At 58.6% G+C, this 17,558-nt stretch carries 15 protein-coding genes; 8 read left to right on the forward strand and 7 right to left on the reverse strand.

Annotated features, from left to right (window positions below):
• Positions 1 to 280: 280 nt before the first annotated feature.
• Positions 281 to 5,176 carry an NAD-glutamate dehydrogenase gene (locus tag BXA01_RS00750; RefSeq protein WP_041480093.1) on the forward strand — a complete coding sequence of 1,632 codons (4,896 nt, stop codon included), beginning with the start codon at positions 281 to 283 and terminating at the stop codon, positions 5,174 to 5,176.
• 61 nt (positions 5,177 to 5,237) lie between these two features.
• Here BXA01_RS00750 and BXA01_RS00755 read toward each other — a convergent pair whose 3' ends face one another.
• The 4 genes from BXA01_RS00755 to pdxR all read right to left on the reverse strand — a co-directional run bounded on the left by BXA01_RS00755 (position 5,238) and on the right by pdxR (position 9,256).
• Positions 5,238 to 6,536 (reverse strand): hypothetical protein, encoded by a 1,299-nt coding sequence (locus BXA01_RS00755; RefSeq protein ID WP_076562570.1) that lies wholly within the window; start codon positions 6,534 to 6,536, stop codon positions 5,238 to 5,240.
• A 275-nt stretch (positions 6,537 to 6,811) separates the two neighbouring features.
• Positions 6,812 to 7,213 (reverse strand): cupin domain-containing protein, encoded by a 402-nt coding sequence (locus tag BXA01_RS00760; RefSeq protein WP_076562572.1) that lies wholly within the window; start codon positions 7,211 to 7,213, stop codon positions 6,812 to 6,814.
• A gap of 192 nt (positions 7,214 to 7,405) precedes the next feature.
• Positions 7,406 to 7,699 (reverse strand): putative quinol monooxygenase, encoded by a 294-nt coding sequence (locus BXA01_RS00765; RefSeq protein ID WP_016774982.1) that lies wholly within the window; start codon positions 7,697 to 7,699, stop codon positions 7,406 to 7,408.
• A gap of 123 nt (positions 7,700 to 7,822) precedes the next feature.
• The gene (pdxR, locus tag BXA01_RS00770) at positions 7,823 to 9,256 is read right to left on the reverse strand and encodes a MocR-like pyridoxine biosynthesis transcription factor PdxR (RefSeq protein ID WP_076562574.1); all 1,434 of its coding nucleotides are present in this window, start codon (positions 9,254 to 9,256) and stop codon (positions 7,823 to 7,825) included.
• Positions 9,257 to 9,722: 466 nt separating this feature from the next.
• Here pdxR and BXA01_RS00775 point away from each other — a divergent pair, with 466 nt between their 5' ends.
• Positions 9,723 to 10,163 (forward strand): carboxymuconolactone decarboxylase family protein, encoded by a 441-nt coding sequence (locus tag BXA01_RS00775; protein WP_076562576.1) that lies wholly within the window; start codon positions 9,723 to 9,725, stop codon positions 10,161 to 10,163.
• A 156-nt stretch (positions 10,164 to 10,319) separates the two neighbouring features.
• On the opposite strand, the gene BXA01_RS00780 is transcribed toward BXA01_RS00775, so the two are convergent.
• Entirely contained in the window at positions 10,320 to 10,622 is a 303-nt protein-coding gene (locus BXA01_RS00780) for a hypothetical protein (protein WP_076562578.1), read from the reverse strand.
• A 150-nt stretch (positions 10,623 to 10,772) separates the two neighbouring features.
• Between BXA01_RS00780 and BXA01_RS00785 the strand changes: the two genes are divergently transcribed.
• The 3 genes from BXA01_RS00785 to BXA01_RS00795 are packed head-to-tail and all read left to right on the forward strand — an operon-like array spanning position 10,773 to position 13,014.
• Positions 10,773 to 11,495 carry an STN domain-containing protein gene (locus BXA01_RS00785; RefSeq protein ID WP_076562580.1) on the forward strand — a complete coding sequence of 241 codons (723 nt, stop codon included), beginning with the start codon at positions 10,773 to 10,775 and terminating at the stop codon, positions 11,493 to 11,495.
• Positions 11,492 to 12,043, forward strand: a complete 552-nt coding sequence (locus tag BXA01_RS00790; protein WP_041480103.1) for an RNA polymerase sigma factor — start codon at positions 11,492 to 11,494, stop codon at positions 12,041 to 12,043. The genes BXA01_RS00785 and BXA01_RS00790 overlap by 4 nt, the downstream gene beginning before the upstream one ends.
• Positions 12,044 to 12,075: 32 nt before the next feature.
• On the forward strand, positions 12,076 to 13,014 hold the full coding sequence (locus BXA01_RS00795) for a FecR family protein (RefSeq protein ID WP_076562582.1): 939 nt from the start codon (positions 12,076 to 12,078) through the stop codon (positions 13,012 to 13,014).
• A gap of 415 nt (positions 13,015 to 13,429) precedes the next feature.
• Here BXA01_RS00795 and BXA01_RS00800 read toward each other — a convergent pair whose 3' ends face one another.
• Together BXA01_RS00800 and BXA01_RS00805 are read right to left on the reverse strand one after the other, a co-directional pair.
• Positions 13,430 to 14,038 (reverse strand): prepilin-type N-terminal cleavage/methylation domain-containing protein, encoded by a 609-nt coding sequence (locus tag BXA01_RS00800; RefSeq protein WP_076562584.1) that lies wholly within the window; start codon positions 14,036 to 14,038, stop codon positions 13,430 to 13,432.
• On the reverse strand, positions 14,035 to 14,481 hold the full coding sequence (locus BXA01_RS00805) for a GspH/FimT family pseudopilin (RefSeq protein WP_076562586.1): 447 nt from the start codon (positions 14,479 to 14,481) through the stop codon (positions 14,035 to 14,037). The genes BXA01_RS00800 and BXA01_RS00805 overlap by 4 nt, the downstream gene beginning before the upstream one ends.
• Positions 14,482 to 14,601: 120 nt before the next feature.
• Between BXA01_RS00805 and BXA01_RS00810 the strand changes: the two genes are divergently transcribed.
• The 3 genes from BXA01_RS00810 (at position 14,602) to BXA01_RS00820 (ending at position 17,215) form a co-directional block, all read left to right on the forward strand.
• A complete protein-coding gene (locus tag BXA01_RS00810) occupies positions 14,602 to 15,033 on the forward strand; it encodes a type II secretion system protein N (RefSeq protein WP_076562588.1) in 432 nt (143 codons plus the stop codon).
• A gap of 458 nt (positions 15,034 to 15,491) precedes the next feature.
• Positions 15,492 to 16,391, forward strand: a complete 900-nt coding sequence (locus BXA01_RS00815; protein ID WP_076562590.1) for an ion channel — start codon at positions 15,492 to 15,494, stop codon at positions 16,389 to 16,391.
• Entirely contained in the window at positions 16,391 to 17,215 is an 825-nt protein-coding gene (locus BXA01_RS00820; protein ID WP_076562591.1) for a hypothetical protein, read from the forward strand. Before BXA01_RS00815 ends, BXA01_RS00820 begins: the two co-directional genes overlap by 1 nt.
• Positions 17,216 to 17,558: the final 343 nt, after the last annotated feature.

Consider the following 17,558-nt stretch of genomic DNA (forward strand, 5'->3'; position numbering starts at 1 on the left):
TGACCGAATATGTCGCAGCACCGCAAGCAGACACATTGTCGCACCCATTAAGCTGCGCAACGGATGAGCACCCGTAAAGGCATTGTCGGCAGCGTTGGCAGTCGCTTTTGCAGATGCTCATTCATGGAAGGTGAATGTGACCTGAGTGTCCCGTCCAGCTTCACCCACCTGTCTCCCTGTTTCCTCTGCCCGAGAATCAGGAACAGGGCGACACCGGCCCCGAAAGGGGTGTTGCACGCGACGCTTTCCATCAATAACAAGCTTAAGCGGAGTACCACAGATGGCGTTCTTCACCGCAGCCAGCAAAGCCGACTTCCAGCACCAACTGCAAGCGGCACTGGCGCAGCACATCAGTGAACAGGCACTGCCACAAGTGGCGCTGTTCGCTGAACAATTCTTCGGCATCATTTCCCTGGACGAGCTGACTCAACGTCGTCTCTCCGACCTCGCTGGCTGTACTCTCTCTGCGTGGCGCCTGCTTGAGCGCTTCGATCACGCGCAACCGCAAGTGCGTGTCTACAACCCCGATTACGAACGTCACGGCTGGCAGTCGACCCATACCGCGGTCGAAGTGCTGCACCACGACCTGCCATTTCTGGTCGACTCGGTGCGCACCGAGCTGAACCGTCGCGGCTACAGCATTCATACCCTGCAGACCACCGTGCTCAGCGTGCGTCGTGGCAGCAAGGGCGAATTGCTGGAAATCCTGCCAAAAGGCAGCACCGGCGAAGGCGTGCTGCACGAATCGCTGATGTACCTGGAAATCGACCGTTGCGCCAACGCGGCCGAGCTGAACGTGCTGAGCAAAGAGCTTGAGCAGGTGCTCGGTGAAGTGCGCGTCGCCGTCGCTGACTTCGAGCCGATGAAAGCCAAGGTGCAGGACATCCTCACCCAGCTCGACAACAGCGCCTATCCGGTCGATGCCGACGAAAAGAACGAAATCAAGAGCTTCCTGGAATGGCTGGTGGGCAACCACTTCACCTTCCTCGGCTACGAAGAGTTTGTGGTTACCGATCAGGCCGATGGCGGCCACATCGAGTACGACCGGAATTCCTTCCTCGGCCTGACCAAACTGCTGCGCACCGGCCTGACCTACGAAGACCTGCGCATCGAAGACTACGCCGTGTCCTACCTGCGCGAACCGACCCTGCTGTCGTTCGCCAAGGCTGCGCACCCGAGCCGCGTACACCGTCCGGCTTACCCGGATTACGTGTCGATCCGTGAGATCGACGCCGACGGCAAAGTCATCAAGGAACACCGCTTCATGGGCCTGTACACCTCGTCGGTGTACGGCGAGAGCGTGCGGGTCATCCCGTTCATCCGCCGCAAGGTCGAAGAAATCGAGCGCCGCTCCGGCTTCCAGTCCAAGGCTCACCTGGGCAAGGAACTGGCGCAGGTCCTCGAAGTGCTGCCGCGTGACGACCTGTTCCAGACCCCGGTCGACGAACTGTTCACCACTGTGATGTCGATCGTGCAGATCCAGGAACGCAACAAGATCCGTGTGTTCCTGCGCAAAGACCCGTACGGTCGCTTCTGCTACTGCCTGGCCTACGTGCCGCGCGACATCTATTCCACTGAAGTGCGCCAGAAGATCCAGCAAGTGCTGATGGAGCGCCTGAAGGCGTCCGATTGCGAATTCTGGACTTTCTTCTCGGAATCCGTGCTGGCCCGCGTGCAGCTGATTCTGCGTGTCGATCCGAAGAACCGCCTCGACATCGACCCGCTGCTGCTGGAAAAAGAAGTGGTCCAGGCCTGCCGCAGCTGGCAGGACGACTACGCCGCACTGACCGTCGAAAGCTTCGGCGAAGCCCACGGCACCAACGTGCTGGCCGACTTCCCGAAAGGCTTCCCGGCCGGTTACCGCGAGCGTTTTGCCGCGCATTCGGCCGTGGTCGACATGCAGCACCTGCTGAGCCTCAACGAAAAAAATCCGCTGGTGATGAGCTTCTATCAGCCGCTCGGTCAGGTCTCCGGCCAGCGCGAGCTGCATTGCAAGCTGTATCACGCCGACACGCCGCTGGCGCTGTCCGACGTCCTGCCGATTCTGGAAAACCTCGGCCTGCGCGTACTGGGTGAATTCCCGTACCGTCTGCGCCACACCAACGGCCGCGAATTCTGGATTCACGATTTCGCCTTCACCGCCGCTGAAGGTCTGGACCTCGACATCCAGCAGCTCAACGACACCCTGCAGGACGCGTTCGTGCACATCGTGCGCGGCGATGCCGAGAACGATGCGTTCAACCGTCTGGTGCTGACCGCCGGTCTGCCATGGCGCGACGTGGCGCTGCTGCGTGCCTACGCCCGTTACCTGAAGCAGATTCGTCTGGGCTTCGATCTGGGTTACATCGCCAGCACCCTGAACAACCACACCGACATCGCTCGCGAGCTGACCCGGTTGTTCAAGACCCGTTTCTACCTGGCGCGCAAGCTCGGCAGCGATGATCTGGAAGACAAGCAACTGCGTCTGGAACAAGCGATTCTGACCGCACTGGACGATGTTCAGGTGCTCAACGAAGACCGCATCCTGCGTCGTTACCTCGACCTGATCAAAGCCACCCTGCGCACCAACTTCTATCAGACTGACGCCAACGGCCAGAACAAGTCGTACTTCAGCTTCAAGTTCAACCCGCATGCGATCCCTGAGCTGCCCAAGCCAGTGCCGAAGTTCGAAATCTTCGTCTACTCGCCACGCGTCGAAGGCGTGCACCTGCGCTTCGGCAACGTTGCCCGTGGTGGCCTGCGCTGGTCCGACCGTGAAGAAGACTTCCGTACCGAAGTGCTCGGCCTGGTAAAAGCCCAGCAAGTGAAAAACTCGGTCATCGTGCCGGTGGGCGCGAAGGGCGGCTTCCTGCCGCGTCGCCTGCCACTGGGCGGCAGCCGTGACGAGATCGCGGCCGAGGGCATCGCCTGCTACCGCATCTTCATTTCCGGTCTGTTGGACATCACCGACAACCTGAAGGACGGCGCACTGGTGCCGCCGGTCAATGTCGTGCGTCATGACGACGATGACCCGTACCTGGTGGTCGCGGCGGACAAGGGCACTGCGACGTTCTCCGACATCGCCAACGGCATTGCCATCGATTACGGCTTCTGGCTGGGTGACGCGTTCGCCTCCGGTGGTTCGGCCGGTTACGACCACAAGAAAATGGGCATCACCGCCAAGGGCGCGTGGGTCGGCGTGCAGCGCCACTTCCGCGAACGCGGCATCAATGTTCAGGAAGACAGCATCACCGTAGTTGGCGTCGGCGACATGGCCGGCGACGTGTTCGGTAACGGCCTGTTGATGTCCGACAAGCTGCAACTGGTCGCGGCATTCAACCACATGCACATCTTCATCGACCCGAACCCGAACCCGGCGACCAGTTTCGTCGAGCGTCAGCGTCTGTTCGACCTGCCGCGTTCGGCCTGGACCGACTACGACACCAGCATCATGTCCGAAGGTGGCGGTATCTTCTCGCGCAGCGCGAAGAGCATCGCGATCTCGCCGCAGATGAAAGAACGCTTCGACATCCAGGCTGACAAGCTGACCCCGACCGAACTGCTCAATGCCTTGCTCAAGGCGCCGGTGGATCTGTTGTGGAACGGCGGTATCGGCACCTACGTCAAGGCCAGCACCGAAAGCCACGCCGATGTCGGCGACAAGGCCAACGATGCACTGCGCGTCAACGGTAACGAGCTGCGCTGCAAAGTCGTGGGCGAGGGCGGTAACCTCGGCATGACCCAACTGGGTCGTGTGGAATTCGGCTTGAATGGCGGCGGTTCCAACACCGACTTCATCGACAACGCCGGTGGCGTGGACTGCTCCGACCACGAAGTGAACATCAAGATCCTGCTGAACGAAGTGGTTCAGGCTGGTGACATGACCGACAAGCAACGCAACCAGTTGCTGGCGAGCATGACCGACGAAGTCGGCAATCTGGTGCTGGGCAACAACTACAAGCAGACTCAGGCCCTGTCCCTGGCGGCGCGCCGTGCCTACGCGCGCATCGCCGAGTACAAGCGTCTGATGAGCGATCTGGAAGGCCGTGGCAAGCTGGACCGTGCCATCGAGTTCCTGCCAACCGAAGAGCAACTGACCGAGCGCGTCGCTGAGGGCCACGGCCTGACCCGTCCTGAGCTGTCGGTGCTGATTTCCTACAGCAAGATCGACCTCAAGGAACAGCTGCTCGGTTCGCTGGTGCCGGACGACGACTACCTGACCCGCGACATGGAAACGGCGTTCCCGCCGACCCTGGTCAGCAAGTTCTCCGAAGCCATGCGTCGTCACCGTCTGAAGCGCGAGATCGTCAGCACGCAGATCGCCAACGATCTGGTCAACCACATGGGCATCACCTTCGTGCAGCGACTCAAAGAGTCGACCGGCATGAGCCCGGCGAATGTGGCTGGCGCTTACGTGATCGTGCGCGACATCTTCCACCTCCCGCACTGGTTCCGTCAGATCGAAGCGCTGGACTACCAGGTTTCCGCTGACGTGCAGCTGGAACTGATGGACGAGCTGATGCGTCTGGGCCGTCGCGCCACGCGCTGGTTCCTGCGTGCCCGCCGCAACGAGCAGAACGCTGCCCGTGACGTCGCGCATTTCGGTCCGCACCTGAAAGAACTGGGTCTGAAACTCGACGAACTGCTCAGCGGCGAAATCCGCGAGAACTGGCAGTCGCGCTATCAGGCGTACGTCGAAGCCGGTGTGCCGGAATTGCTGGCGCGTATGGTTGCGGGCACTTCGCACCTGTACACGCTGCTGCCGATCATCGAAGCCGCAGACGTCACCGGGCAGAACCCGGCCGAAGTGGCCAAGGCCTACTTCGCCGTCGGCTCTGCACTGGACATCACCTGGTACCTGCAACAGATCAGCGCTCTGCCGGTGGAAAACAACTGGCAGGCTCTGGCCCGTGAAGCGTTCCGTGATGACGTCGACTGGCAGCAGCGGGCGATCACCATCTCCGTCCTGCAACAGGGCGACGGCTCCCAAGACGTGGAAGCACGCCTGGCGCTGTGGATGGCCCAGCACGAAAGCATGATCGAACGCTGGCGCGCCATGCTGGTGGAAATCCGTGCTGCGAGCGGTACGGACTACGCCATGTACGCGGTGGCCAACCGTGAACTGCTGGATCTGGCGTTGAGCGGGCAAGCAATCGTGCCTGCGGTGACTGCGAATGCCGAGCTTGAACTGGCGTAAGTAGTGGCTGAATGAAGAAGCCCCGCTCTCGAAAGAGGCGGGGCTTTTTCTTGTCTGTCATTCAGAACGTATCGGCGCAGCGGAAGGCGAAGCTACCGACGCCGTCCGTACGGGGCAGGGATGTTCCGGCTACGACAATCTGATTGTTCTGAATGGCAAGGCCTCCCGCCATGTCCAGCACGCCGGTCAGATTGATGACCAGCACACCGTCGTCGGCGAAATCGCGATCTGGATAGCCGTCCGATTTGAACTGGGCAATGACGATTTCCGAGTCTTGTTCGCCGTGGGTGCTGGAAAGCACAACGATATGTCCGTCCCTCAGCGTGCCAGCAGTCCATTGGATGCCCAAGAAGGCTTTTGAATAGGACGTCAGGACTGCCCTCCCTTCATTGAAGTCGATGGCGTATTTCCCATGCCTGTCGACGCATACCAGGAGGCCTCTGTTAGCGAAATCAATGGAGTGGGCGCTACCGATGCCAAGGATGTTGCCGTCAGGCATTTCGACCAGTTGGTTGATCTGACTGCGCTTGTCCAGGCGGTCGAACAGGGCAAAACCGTTATCGCCAAAGCTGCTGACAGGTTTACCTGTGGCGTCGAAGAGGGCGATCATTGCGCGGTAGCGGTCTTCACGTGAAACGTAACCTGCGATGGCGAATTTGCCGTCCTGGAGCCGGATCAGTGAGCCAGCCCACGTGGAGTTGGCCAGGTATCGAATCGCGACGTAACCCTTTCCTTGGCCAAACGCAGTGTCCAGGGCGCCGTTGCTTTGCAGTCTGATCAAAAGACCGCATTGGTCATTGGGGGAATATCGATGGTTGCTCAACACCATCAGTTTTCCGTCGTCCAGTTCAATGGCATGGCCACTGTAATCGGATGCCGTAGTGCGTTTTTGCCCAAGTTCGATCTCGGACGACGTGAGCGCGGGCAACGGAATCGGATCAACGAAGACTACGCCGTTGACGCCAAATGCGGTCTCGGGCGTTCCGTCATTGCGAAACATTGCCAGGCAGCGTTGCGGCTGTGCGTATTCGTGTAGAAAAAAGGCACCCTGAAGCAACAGATTTCCATTCTTGAGGATGCTGATGCTGCCACCCGTGGATTTATAGCCCGGAGCGAAAACCCCGCTGGCCACGCCATCCCGGGCAAACGAAGTGTCCTGTGTGCCATCAGGCTTCAACCGCACAATGGCGAACTTGTTGCCCGGACTTGCGGCGATCAGCAGCTTGCCGTCCGCCGCGACGGCAACTGCGTTGGCGAAGCCGTTTTCCTGATCGGGATATTTAAACCAGGTGAGGCCATTTTTGTCGGGGCCGAAAGTGGGGTCCAGGTTATGCACAGCGGTGTCTTTTACTTCAGTCATGGTCTGCTCCTCGAATACGCTGTTTTTGCGTAAAGCGATCAGTCGATAGGGACCGGCAGATCAACGCAGTGCTGGTATTTGGGGAGCTTTCGGTCGCGCTGTCCACTGTCAGACCTGACAGTGGACAGCGCGGGATGATTGTGGATTTGGAAGACGGGATGGCCTGTCTTGCCGGGGATTTGATGTCTGAGGGTTTTGGTGGTGTGTGGTCTGGCGCCTTCGCGAGCAGGCTCGCTCCCACGGTTGATCGCATTCCAAATGTGATCAGGCGGCCATCAGTTTTCCAGCGGGATCAGCACCTGCTCATCCGGGGCCAGCACCATGAACACCAGCAACTTGGCAGGCTTGGTCGTGCTGGCGTTTTTCGACACCAGATGCTCGGAACCGGCCGGCTCGTACCAGAACTGGCCCTTTTTGTAAGTGATCGCCTGTTCACCTTTGACTTGGGAAATCACTTCGCCGTCGAGCACGTAAGCCATCGCCGTGCCTTCGTGCTTATGGGCGATCGAGGATTGCCCGGGCTGGTAGTCGACTTCGATCATCATGGCTTTCTTGCCGGGGGCGTTTTTCAGCAGTTGTTCCTGCAGGACGGTGATTTTCTCGGACGGATCGTGGGCCATTGCCGAAGCGGACAGGCTGAAGGCGAGGGCGGCGGCGGCGAGGTGCAGGGCTTTCATGGCGGGTTACCTGTGATGGTTGGGGTGTGCTCACAGTAGGCCGCAATGTGGCCGGTTCAAACGGCCAATATTCGCGAAGATCAGGTGACCAATTCTGGTTCAAAAGCAAAGATCGCAGCCTTCGGCAGCTCCTACAGGGGAACGCATTCCAGAGTAGGAGCTGCCGAAGGCTGCGATCTTTTGATCTTGCTTTTAGACGATAGGAAAGCTGTTGAAATCAACGCTATTGGCCAGGCGGCTATCGATCAGGTCGATAAACCCCTGTGCCTCGGGCCGGTTGAAATGCGCCTGCATCGCCGCTTCCGACTGCCAGCGCGCGCTGACCGTCCAGCGGTGGCTGTCTTCGGGGCAGCGGTCGACCAGGTAGGAATCGCAGCCCGGAGTTTCGCGTAGGGTATCGACGATCTTCTGCAATTGCTTGCCGAGCTCTTCCGAGCGGCCCGCAACCGCCTTGACCTCAACCGTGTTGATCACTTCGTTGGACATTGCTCACACTCCTGAATCAGGCCGGACGAATCCTGCTCATTGAGGGATAACGCCTGTGCAGAATAGGCCTGCCGCCGTGAATCACCAATAACCAATCGGCGGTAAAAGCCTTATACCAACGGCTCATGACAGCTGTTCGAGGATGTCGCGCAGGCGATCGAGGGCGATGTCGATGTCCAGGGTTTCGATGGCGCCGAAACCGAAGTAAAGGCCTTCTTTCGCCGGCTGCTGGTAGTAGAAACCACTGATCGCATACAGGCCGACCTCGACCTTTTTTGCCAGCTTGATGACCAACGGCAGATCGATCGGCACCTTGCAGAACACCGCCATGTGAAACCCGGCACTGGCCGGCACGGCTTGCAGCCATGGCGCCAGATCCGTCGCCATGCGCTCCAGGATGCGTTCGCGGCGTTGCGCGTAGATCGTGTGGCAGCGGCGGATGTGCTTGAGCAGGCAACCCTCGGCGATGAACTTGGCCAGCGCCCATTGCGGCAGAGTCGAGGCGTGCAGATCGGTGAGCTGTTTGGCGCGGATCACCGCCTCGATGATCGACGGCGGCAGGATCGCGTAGCCCAGGCGCAACTCCGGCAGCAGGGTTTTCGAGAAGGTGCCGACGTAGGCGACGATGCCGCGCTGATCGAGGTTGTACAGCGAATCGGTGGGCCGGCCCTCGTAGCGGAATTCGCTGTCGTAATCATCCTCGATGATGATCGCGCCGAGCTCGTGGGCACGGGCAAGCAGGGCCTCGCGGCGCGCCTGACTCATCGCCATACCCAGCGGAAACTGGTGCGAGGGCGTCACATAAATCAGCCGCGTACCATCGGGAATGTGCTCGACCTGAATACCCTCGGCATCCACCGGCACCCCGACCACTTCGGCGCCGTGCGTACCAAACAGCAAGCGCGCGGGCGGGTAGCCGGGGTCTTCCATCGCCACCAGATCGCCCGGGCGGGTCAGTACGCGGGCAATCAGGTCCAGCGCCTGTTGCGCGCCGTTGCATACGACGATGTCCTCGTCCTGACAATTGATGCCACGGGAAAACGCGATGTGCCGGGCGATCGCATTGCGCAGCGCCGGCAAGCCTTCGGCGACGCTGTAGAAGCCTTTCGACTGCGCCATCTGCCGCATCGCATGAGCGACGCAGCGGCGCCAGTCGTCGTGGGGGAACTGGCCTTTGCTGGTGGCGCCACCGATAAAGTCGTAGCGCAGCGAACCTTCCAGCGTCGGGTGACGGAGGAACACCGGCAGATTGCGCCAGCTCTCGATCACCTCGGCACTGGCCAGCTCGGTGTGGCTCTGCTTGCGCTGCACCTGCGCCGGGCGGGCGTTGACATAGGTGCCTTTGCCGATGACGCCGGTGAGGTAGTTTTCGTAGGTCAGCTGCGCATAAGTGTCGGAAATGGTCTTGCGCGAAATGCCCAATTGCTCGGCCAGCAAGCGGCTCGGCGGCAACTGCGTACCCGCCGCCAACCGCCCGGATTCAATCGCCGCGCGCAACTGCTGATACAACTGACCGGCAAGATCCTTGCGGCCGTTGATCACGACATGAAGTTCCATACCGACGAGGCTCCCGGGTGTTGAGTGAAGTGTCGGTCAGATTAGCGTTGTTGGGCTTTTGGCAGTAGTTGCGCGCCCGAAAAAGCCGGAATTGGCGTAAACCTTTCTACCTGTTTGGCACAAATTCCTGTGGGAGCGAGCCTGCTCGCGAAGGCGGTGTGTCATTGAACAGATTCGTTGTCTGACACTCCGCTATCGCTGGCAAGCCAGCTCCCACAGTTTTTGCGGCGTGCACAAATCATGTGAACGACGTTAAACCTTGTGGGAGCTGGCTTGCCAGCGATGGCGGTGGTGCAGTGGATGAATATTTGTCTGGGAAACCGCTTTCGCGAGCAGGCTCGCTCCCACAGGTATTGCGTTTGGCCGAGGTTCATTGGTGTAGCCGGAATTCATGGAATTGGGGCTGTAACACAGCCTGCACAGCCCTTACCGTGAACTCATCATTCCGCCTGCCGAGAGCCGCGCCATGTCCCTGCGTCTGGATTACTACAACGCTTCGCCCAAGGCGATGAAAGCGATGCTTGCCATGGAGGCGCTGACCGCCAACCTGAGCATCGAAGCGCCGCTGCTGCAACTGATCCGGATCCGCGCCTCGCAACTCAACGGCTGCGCCTTCTGCACTGACATGCATTCGGTGGACGCGCGGCGGGCCGGGGAGAGTGATCGGCGTCTTTACGCGATCGCGGTGTGGCGCGACAGCAACTTCTTCAACCCTCGCGAGCGGGCGGCGCTGGCCTGGGCCGAGGCGGTGACGCTGTTGGCCGAAAGCCACGTGCCGGATGACGTTTACCAACAGGCGCGCGAGCAATTTGATGAAGGCGAACTGGTGGACCTGACGGTTGCGGTGAGCACCATCAACAGCTGGAATCGCTTGGCCGTGAGCTTCCGCCAGACCCCGAGCGATTGAGTGGCGTCGTAAAAACAAAACGAGAGAAAGAAGAGGTACACGCCGATCGTTCCCACGCTCCGCGTGGGAATGCCTCAAGGGACGCTCCGCGTTCCAATGGGACGCAGAGCGTCCCGGGCTGCATTCCCACGCAGGAGCGTGGGAACGATCAGTCCCTCACTGCGCCGGCCGCTGCGGTTTCACTGATGTGCCAAACGTATTCCCCATCCGCGTACTGGTCGCCGCCGGGGTCGCCAGCCCTACCTGATTGGGCGCGCGCTTGTGCACCGGCACATTCAACGCTTCCATGTTCTTCTGCGCCGCCGCCGCACCGTCGGGATTGTTGCCCATCTGCTGGCTCAGGCAATCGTAATTCGGCGCCTTGTAACCGCCGACCGTGACCTCGACACAACCCAGCGGCTCCTCCGCCTGCGCCGCGCCCACCGTCATCAGCAAGACCCACATCCACCGCGTTTTCATGTCCGCCTCCTGGCCCGCCCGAATGGGCCGCTCTGGGGTTTGAGTCTAGTGCAAGCGCGGCGCAAAACCCGTGATGGTTTTTTTGCACTGCCCGTCATACCAGAGTCATAAATGCCCCGCAGGATAGCGATTTTCAGGGGTGCGCCAGTCGTGCAGCGAGGCAGTTCGCGGATCAGTCTTCAGCGCTCGGCGACGCTTGTGCGCCGCGCGGGTCTGGGGTGGCTGCTCGGTCTGCTGACCTGCGCGGCCAATGCGGATTCGGCAGCGGCAGATATGCGCATGACCTTGCACATCCCGGCGCAGGAACTCGCTCGGGCGTTGGATCAATACAGCCGCGCCACGGGCGTCGCGGTGTTGGTCGACAGCCAGTTGAGCCGGGGCCGTCGCTCCCTCGCCGTGGATGGCGAATTTACTGCAGCCGACGCCTTGCGCCATCTGCTCGGCGGCACCGGGTTGATGGCGCGCTATGCCCGCGCCGACGCGTTCACTCTACAAGCGGCGCAGGTGGAAGACCTGCCAGTGCCGACGGACAAACCCACGCCGGCCGCTGTCGCGGTCAACCGCAGTTATGCGACGGCGGTGCAAGCGGCGATCGAGCGCAAGCTGTGTAGTTCGCCGCTGACCCGACCGGGCAGTTATCGCGCGGTGTTGCAGGTGTGGGTCGGGCGCGACGGCGTGGTGCAGCACAACCGGTTGGTCACTTCGACCGGCGATGTACGGCGCGATAACGCGCTAGTGGAAAGTTTTCGCAACCTCACAATCGATCGGCCGACGCCCAGCGCCTTGCGCCAGCCGGTCACGTTGCTGTTGTTACCGGAGTCGTCAGGGAAACGCATGGAATGCACGAGATGGGAAGGAGTTTCCGGGGGATGAAAGACGCCGGACAAAGCACGATGGGCCAGCTGTTCCTCAGCTCCTACGAGGATTTTCGCGTGCGCCTGCGCCGCCGCCTCGGTTCCGAGGACCTGGCTAACGACGTGCTGCACGAAACCTGGCTGCGGGTCGATCGCATGGAAACCCCGCCGAACCTGCTCAAGCCCAACGCCTACCTGTATCGCATGGCCCTGAACATCGCCGCCGACCGCCGCCAGGCCGATGCGCGCCTGCTCACCGGCACCGAAGTCGAGGAACTGCTGCAACTGGGCGACGAAGCCCTCGACCCGGCGCGGGTGGTCGGCGGGCAAAAGGAGATGCAGGCCCTGCTCAGCGCTTTGTACGAACTGCCGGCACGGCGTCGGCGGATCTTCATCGCCGCGCGGCTGGAAGAGGCGCCGCACCTGGAAATCTCCCAGCGTTTCGGCATTTCCACGCGCATGGTCGAGAAGGAAATCAAAGCCGCGCTGGGCTTCTGCGCAGCGAAACTGGAAAGAAAAGTGTTTCAGCGGTTCGGTCGCGGGGCCGGAAAACCGTCTAGCGAATAGTGACCCGATTAATCCGTTGAGAATTTGCGCGTTTGAACATCTTTCGACTGAAACCCGCCGAGCCTTCGGCCACCGAGTCTCTGCACAGCGAAGCCCAAGATTGGCTGATCCTGCTGACCTCGGGCCGCGCCACCGTCGCCGACGCCCGCGCCCTGCGCGAATGGTGCGCGCAAAGTGGCGAACATGCCCGGGCCTTCGAAGAAGCCAAGCGGCTATGGCATCACCTGCAACCGGCCGCCGAAGCGTTGCAGGGCCGACGCAGCTTCGGTCGACGGGCATTTCTCGGCGGTGCGATTGCCGCATCCGCCGCATTCCTGCTGGTGCGCGGGACGATTCCCGGTGGCTTCGAAGGACTGGGCGCCGACTACATCACCGAAGTCGGCCAGCAGCGCCGGGTCGAACCGGCGCAAGGCGTCAGCCTCGAACTCAACACCCAGACCCGCATCAACCAGCGCAGCGTCGAAAACGGCGTGCAGGGCTTTGAACTGGTCAGCGGCGAAGTCGAAGTACAAACCGCACGCCTGCCGCTGGCGATGCAGGCCGGAGCAGGGTGGTTGCGCGCCAGTCAGGCTCGCTTCAACCTGCGCAACACCGACCAGCAAGTCTGCGTGACCTGCCTCGACGGCGCGGTCGACATCGCCATCGACGGCCGCAACCTGCGCCTCGAAGCGGGCCAGCAAGTCACCTACGACGCACGGCAAATCGGCAACGTACAAACCGTCGACACCGCCGCCGTGATGAACTGGCGCCAACAAGTGCTGGTGTTCAACGGCGCGACCCTCAGCCAGATGATCGACGAAATCAACCGCTACCGCCCCGGCATGCTCCTGCTGCTCAACCGCGAACTCGGCCAACGCCGCGTCCAGGCCCGCTTCAACCTCGACCAACTCGCCGGCGTCGCCCTGCTGATCCGCGACGCCTACGGCGTCAAATGCACCGAACTGCCTGGTGGCGTGGTCGTCCTCAGCTAACTGCCTGCCACACACAGATCCCCTGTGGGAGCGAGCCTGCTCGCGAAAGCGGTCTACCAGCTGACCAATATCTTCCGGTCGCACTCGATCCCTGTGGGAGCTGGCTTGCCAGCGATAACGGCCTAACAGCCACCCAACCTGCTACTGACTGCCCCCAACCCAACTGTGGGAGCGAGCCTGCTCGCGAAAGCGGTCTACCAGCTGACCAATATCTTCCGGTCGCACTCGATCCCTGTGGGAGCTGGCTTGCCAGCGATGACGGCCTAACAGCCAACCAACCTGCAACTGACCGCCCCCAACCCAATTGTGGGAGCGAGCCTGCTCGCGAAAGCGGTCTACCAGTAACAACAACATTGACTGACCCACCGCAATCGCGAGCAGGCTCACTCCTACAAAAAAGCTGCGGTGATCCCGGCTATTGCAACAACCCAATCACCTGCCGATACCGCTCAACCCCCTGCGCCGTCTGCCGACTCAACTGAATCTCCAACCCCAACGGATCCTCCCGCCGATTGCCACTCAACTGCCGCCATCCCTTATCCACCTCCCAAACCCGCACCTGCACATCACTCACCTCACTCAACACCGCAACCCCATTCCCAGGCGCCGGCAACGGATAGCGACTTCGCGCCTCAGCCACCGCCCGATACAACGTATCCCCCTTGACCCACCACCGAACACGCTGCAACGCCCCCGGCTGATCCGCCGCGCTACGAATAATGTCCAGCCGAAACCCCTTGCTGTCACTACTGCGCACCGTCACCGCCGGCGGCGCGGTCGGCGCCTCATCCTCAGCCCCGACCTTGCGCGGCTCACTCAACTCGACCCCCGCGCGCATGTCCACATCGCGCTGCAACTGATTCAACACCCGCAACAACCCATCGCTCTGCTCACTACTCGCCTGCAAATGACTGTCTGCCCGCGTCACACTGTCCAATCCGCGCCAGGCAATCAGACTCACCACCGCCATCAGCAGAATCGCGACCATCACCTCAATCAGAGTGAACCCTTGCTGAGTCTTCATTGAATACTGATCCGCCCACTGCCATCGCGCAGCACACTCAGCCGATTGGCCCCATCAGACAAAATCAGCCGCAACGGCGGATTGATCCACTCGGCATTCAGCACCACCGTCTGCCGGGGCTCTACACGCACCTCGACCTTCGGGCTCTGCCACGCACGCGGGCGCAACTGCGCATCCTCCTTGAACGACTCAAACCCCACGCCATCATCCCCACGCCGCCCAAACCGAAACCCCTTGGCATCCGCCACCCACACAATCGGCCGCCCATCCGCGCGAGCCTCGGCCTGCGCCACCTGCAACAACTGCGCAACCCGCTCGGCATCCTTGCGCAACAACTGCAACGGATCGAGCCGGATACTCAAAGTGATCGCCGCACTGGCAATGCCAATAATCACCAGCACCACCATCAACTCGATCAACGTAAAACCCTGCTGCCTGCTCATCACCCACGCGCTCCTTGGCGTCCCACCCCATCGTGCCCGGCGAACATGTAAGGCATGTGAAATAAAACGGAGAGAATTGCCGCGTAGGCTGGCAACAGGGACAACAAGGAGCGACAACCCATGAAATTCACCCCACGGATTACCCCGGCGCAAACCGTCCAGGCCCTGGCCCTGCTCGCCGCCCTGGTGGGCGTCGCGACATGGTCGTCGCTGCTGCTGACCACGGCGGAATCCCACACACCCGCAGCCGCCCCGCAAGTGCTCGCGGCGAAGACTGACAGCCCGGCGTTGCAGTGGTTTTCCAATGAGACCGCGCCGGTGGATATCAAGGTGAGCGGGGTGATCGCGGGGGGGAGTGGGACGGTGGCGATATTGAGTTTGAATGATGGCGCGCCGCGGAGTTTCTTGGTGGGGGAGAAGGTTGGGGTTGGGGTGAAGTTGGTGGGGGTTGAGGGGGATGGGGTGGTGATTGAGCGAGGTGGGGAGAGGGTGCGGTTGGGGGTTGAGAGGTTGGGGGAGGGGGTGGTTTTGCCGAGGTTGGTGAGGCCGTGAGTTGTGGATCTGGTCACAATACCGTCTCGATTGGGACCTTGCCTCCAATACAATTGATTCAAGTGCTTCTACGTGAAACAAGACCGAAAAATGAAGAGTGTTCGTGGAGGGTTGCCCCGTGACAACGGGTTCCAAGAAGGCATAAATAAATCGCTAACTTGAAGGATTGGCACGTATCCAGTCGCTCGCCATAAATATACCAATGACGTCAAGGCTCAGAGCCTCAGATGGTGTTATCCCTGCGTGTATGGTTGACTGTCTGACATTTAGCTATCCAAAATTCTTCCAGTTTGATATTTCCCAACCTTTTTAGCAGCGTGAGCACTCTAAGAGGCTGGCCTGATAGCAAGAAAGTTCATATTATGCTAGGAGCCTGTGTGCATTGTTTTGAATATAATTCGCAGGGGCTTGGTGCCACACTTTTACTGAAACGCGAGTGAGTTCGGGAAAGTTCCAGAATGAAAAATAACGAAAAGGGTCGGAGAATGTTTAATGGGGTGGCGGTTAAGTTATTACAAAAAATTAAAGTTCATGTTGTCCCAAACGGTGGTGGAGGTTTTGGCATCTCTGAAGAAATCACCCAGACGATATCCATCAAGAGTTTGCCTAGCTCTCCTGAAATTTCATTTTGCTTTATAAACTTTGATTTTGATTCAATAACGCCTAAAGAAAGACAGGTGTCAGGAAAAACTTTCACGAAGTGTATTTTTTCACACAAGATCATAGAGGAATTTACATTTAAAAATTGTATATTTGTCGGCTGTATGTTCAATGGGGCGGCGTTCGTGGGGGTCGAGTTTCATGACTGCGAATTTCGCGAGTGCTTCTTTTACAAAGCAAGGTTTAAGGACACCTATATAGATCCAAGGTCTTTCATTTTCAGCAAAGAATGGCATTGGTTTAGAGCGAATGTCAATGCTGGGCTTTTTCAGTCAGTGTACAATAACTCCAAGAGTATGCATCAAGAAGAGTTTGCAATGCATTCTGATCGGAAATTTCAGTTTTACCGTAGGTATCAATATCTCTATGGAAATTACCCGGAAATTTATAGATTTCTAAAGGGGTTGTTGTTTGATTATTTGTTAGGGCATGGTTACGGAATTAAGAACACTCTTTTTATGACGCTAGTTTCAATTCTCGGATTCGCTTGGCTTCTTGATGGAAATGTAAAATCTGAGAATGGAACGTTTTTTGAGACCTTGTATTTTACAGTTGTATCACTGACGACGGTTGGGTATGGCGAGATCACGCCGCGTCATGAGCTTGCTCCCATGGTAATTACAATAGTTTTGCTTCTTTCATCAATTGCTTGGTGTGCAGTAGTTACCGCAATCATTGTAAAGAGGATTGTAAAGTAGTGGCATTTTCCATAATACAGTGTGGATCTACTGCTAGGGGTGATGCTAACCTTCATAGCGATGTAGATGTGATTTGCATCTGGTCGGGTAGCTCGCCAGCCTTTAGCCTGCTTGTCGAGAAATATGGCGAGCTGGCCTTTTACTCCTTGGAGACTATGAGACGGATGCGCTCTAAAGGTTCCCTATTTCTTACGCATTTGGACGTCGATGGTATTTTTATCGATGGTGACGAATCTTTGTTTGAAGAGTTTCGCGGATTTCGCCCGTCTGTTAGGCAAGTTCGCACTCTATATAAAGAAACCGCGCGGGCTGTAACAAGTTTGGAGTGGTTTCCTAATAGCGCACTTGGCGAGCTTTGGCTCTGCGATATTCTTTATGTTGCACTTCGGACCTGTCTTTACTGTAAGAATGCAATCAAGGGGGTTTACACTTTTGGCTATCTTGACGCAATGAAAGCATATGGTTTGAATGCAGATCAAATTGCAACAATGCTGCTTTTGAGGGAAGGCAAATATCGTTATAGAGCTTCAGCTTGGAATTCGGCTGCGACGAAGTTAGGTTTTGACTCGGGTTTAGCCAAGCAGGCATGTTTTGCGATTCTAGCCGAGGCAGTCGACATAGCGAGGGGCGGAAAGACAGACTGGGCAAAGTTATCCGAATGTCCGCGAGACTATTGGAGTGAAAGGTTGATAGAAAGGGCTATTCTAAATAAGGAGCATCGGGATGATGAGTTTATGATGAAGATGAAGCTCCATAACTACAATAAAAGATCTCTTAAATCTGACATCTCCAGAATAGTAAGAATGCATACGTTCAGTGTTTGATGGTTTGATAATTTTAGGAGTTTTCCCAGATCAGAAAAAATCAATTTCCTTTCGGTCATTAGTATATAGCTCGAATGACGAGGCTCCGGCAAGCTTGCCGAAATTAGCGGCAAAGCTGTCTTTTTCCGCGGGGCTATAGTTGTAACTCTATGGAGATGCATGGCCGAAAAGTCTCCCGCCTCTTGCTCCCTTATCTCAATGGGAACTTCGCCTTGAACTTTCGTGTCGAGTATCTCGCTCGGATTAGTACAAAGAATAAGCCACCACGTATCGCCTCTCTCCGGTCTTCGAGCGAAAGCACGAGCTTTTTCCATACGGCTCGAGACTGCCACGTTATAAAAGT

Source organism: Pseudomonas sp. B10, assembly GCF_900156235.1.
In the GTDB taxonomy this organism is placed as follows: Bacteria; Pseudomonadota; Gammaproteobacteria; order Pseudomonadales; family Pseudomonadaceae; genus Aquipseudomonas; species Aquipseudomonas siliginis.

Coding starts and splice junctions, on each gene's coding strand:
- BXA01_RS00750 (WP_041480093.1), top strand. CDS start 281: ATGGCGTTCTTCACCGCAGCCAGCAAAGCCGACTTCCAGCACCAACTG.
- BXA01_RS00755 (WP_076562570.1), bottom strand. CDS start 6,536: ATGACTGAAGTAAAAGACACCGCTGTGCATAACCTGGACCCCACTTTC.
- BXA01_RS00760 (WP_076562572.1), bottom strand. CDS start 7,213: ATGAAAGCCCTGCACCTCGCCGCCGCCGCCCTCGCCTTCAGCCTGTCC.
- BXA01_RS00765 (WP_016774982.1), bottom strand. CDS start 7,699: ATGTCCAACGAAGTGATCAACACGGTTGAGGTCAAGGCGGTTGCGGGC.
- pdxR (WP_076562574.1), bottom strand. CDS start 9,256: ATGGAACTTCATGTCGTGATCAACGGCCGCAAGGATCTTGCCGGTCAG.
- BXA01_RS00775 (WP_076562576.1), top strand. CDS start 9,723: ATGTCCCTGCGTCTGGATTACTACAACGCTTCGCCCAAGGCGATGAAA.
- BXA01_RS00780 (WP_076562578.1), bottom strand. CDS start 10,622: ATGAAAACGCGGTGGATGTGGGTCTTGCTGATGACGGTGGGCGCGGCG.
- BXA01_RS00790 (WP_041480103.1), top strand. CDS start 11,492: ATGAAAGACGCCGGACAAAGCACGATGGGCCAGCTGTTCCTCAGCTCC.
- BXA01_RS00800 (WP_076562584.1), bottom strand. CDS start 14,038: ATGAAGACTCAGCAAGGGTTCACTCTGATTGAGGTGATGGTCGCGATT.
- BXA01_RS00805 (WP_076562586.1), bottom strand. CDS start 14,481: ATGAGCAGGCAGCAGGGTTTTACGTTGATCGAGTTGATGGTGGTGCTG.
- BXA01_RS00810 (WP_076562588.1), top strand. CDS start 14,602: ATGAAATTCACCCCACGGATTACCCCGGCGCAAACCGTCCAGGCCCTG.
- BXA01_RS00815 (WP_076562590.1), top strand. CDS start 15,492: ATGAAAAATAACGAAAAGGGTCGGAGAATGTTTAATGGGGTGGCGGTT.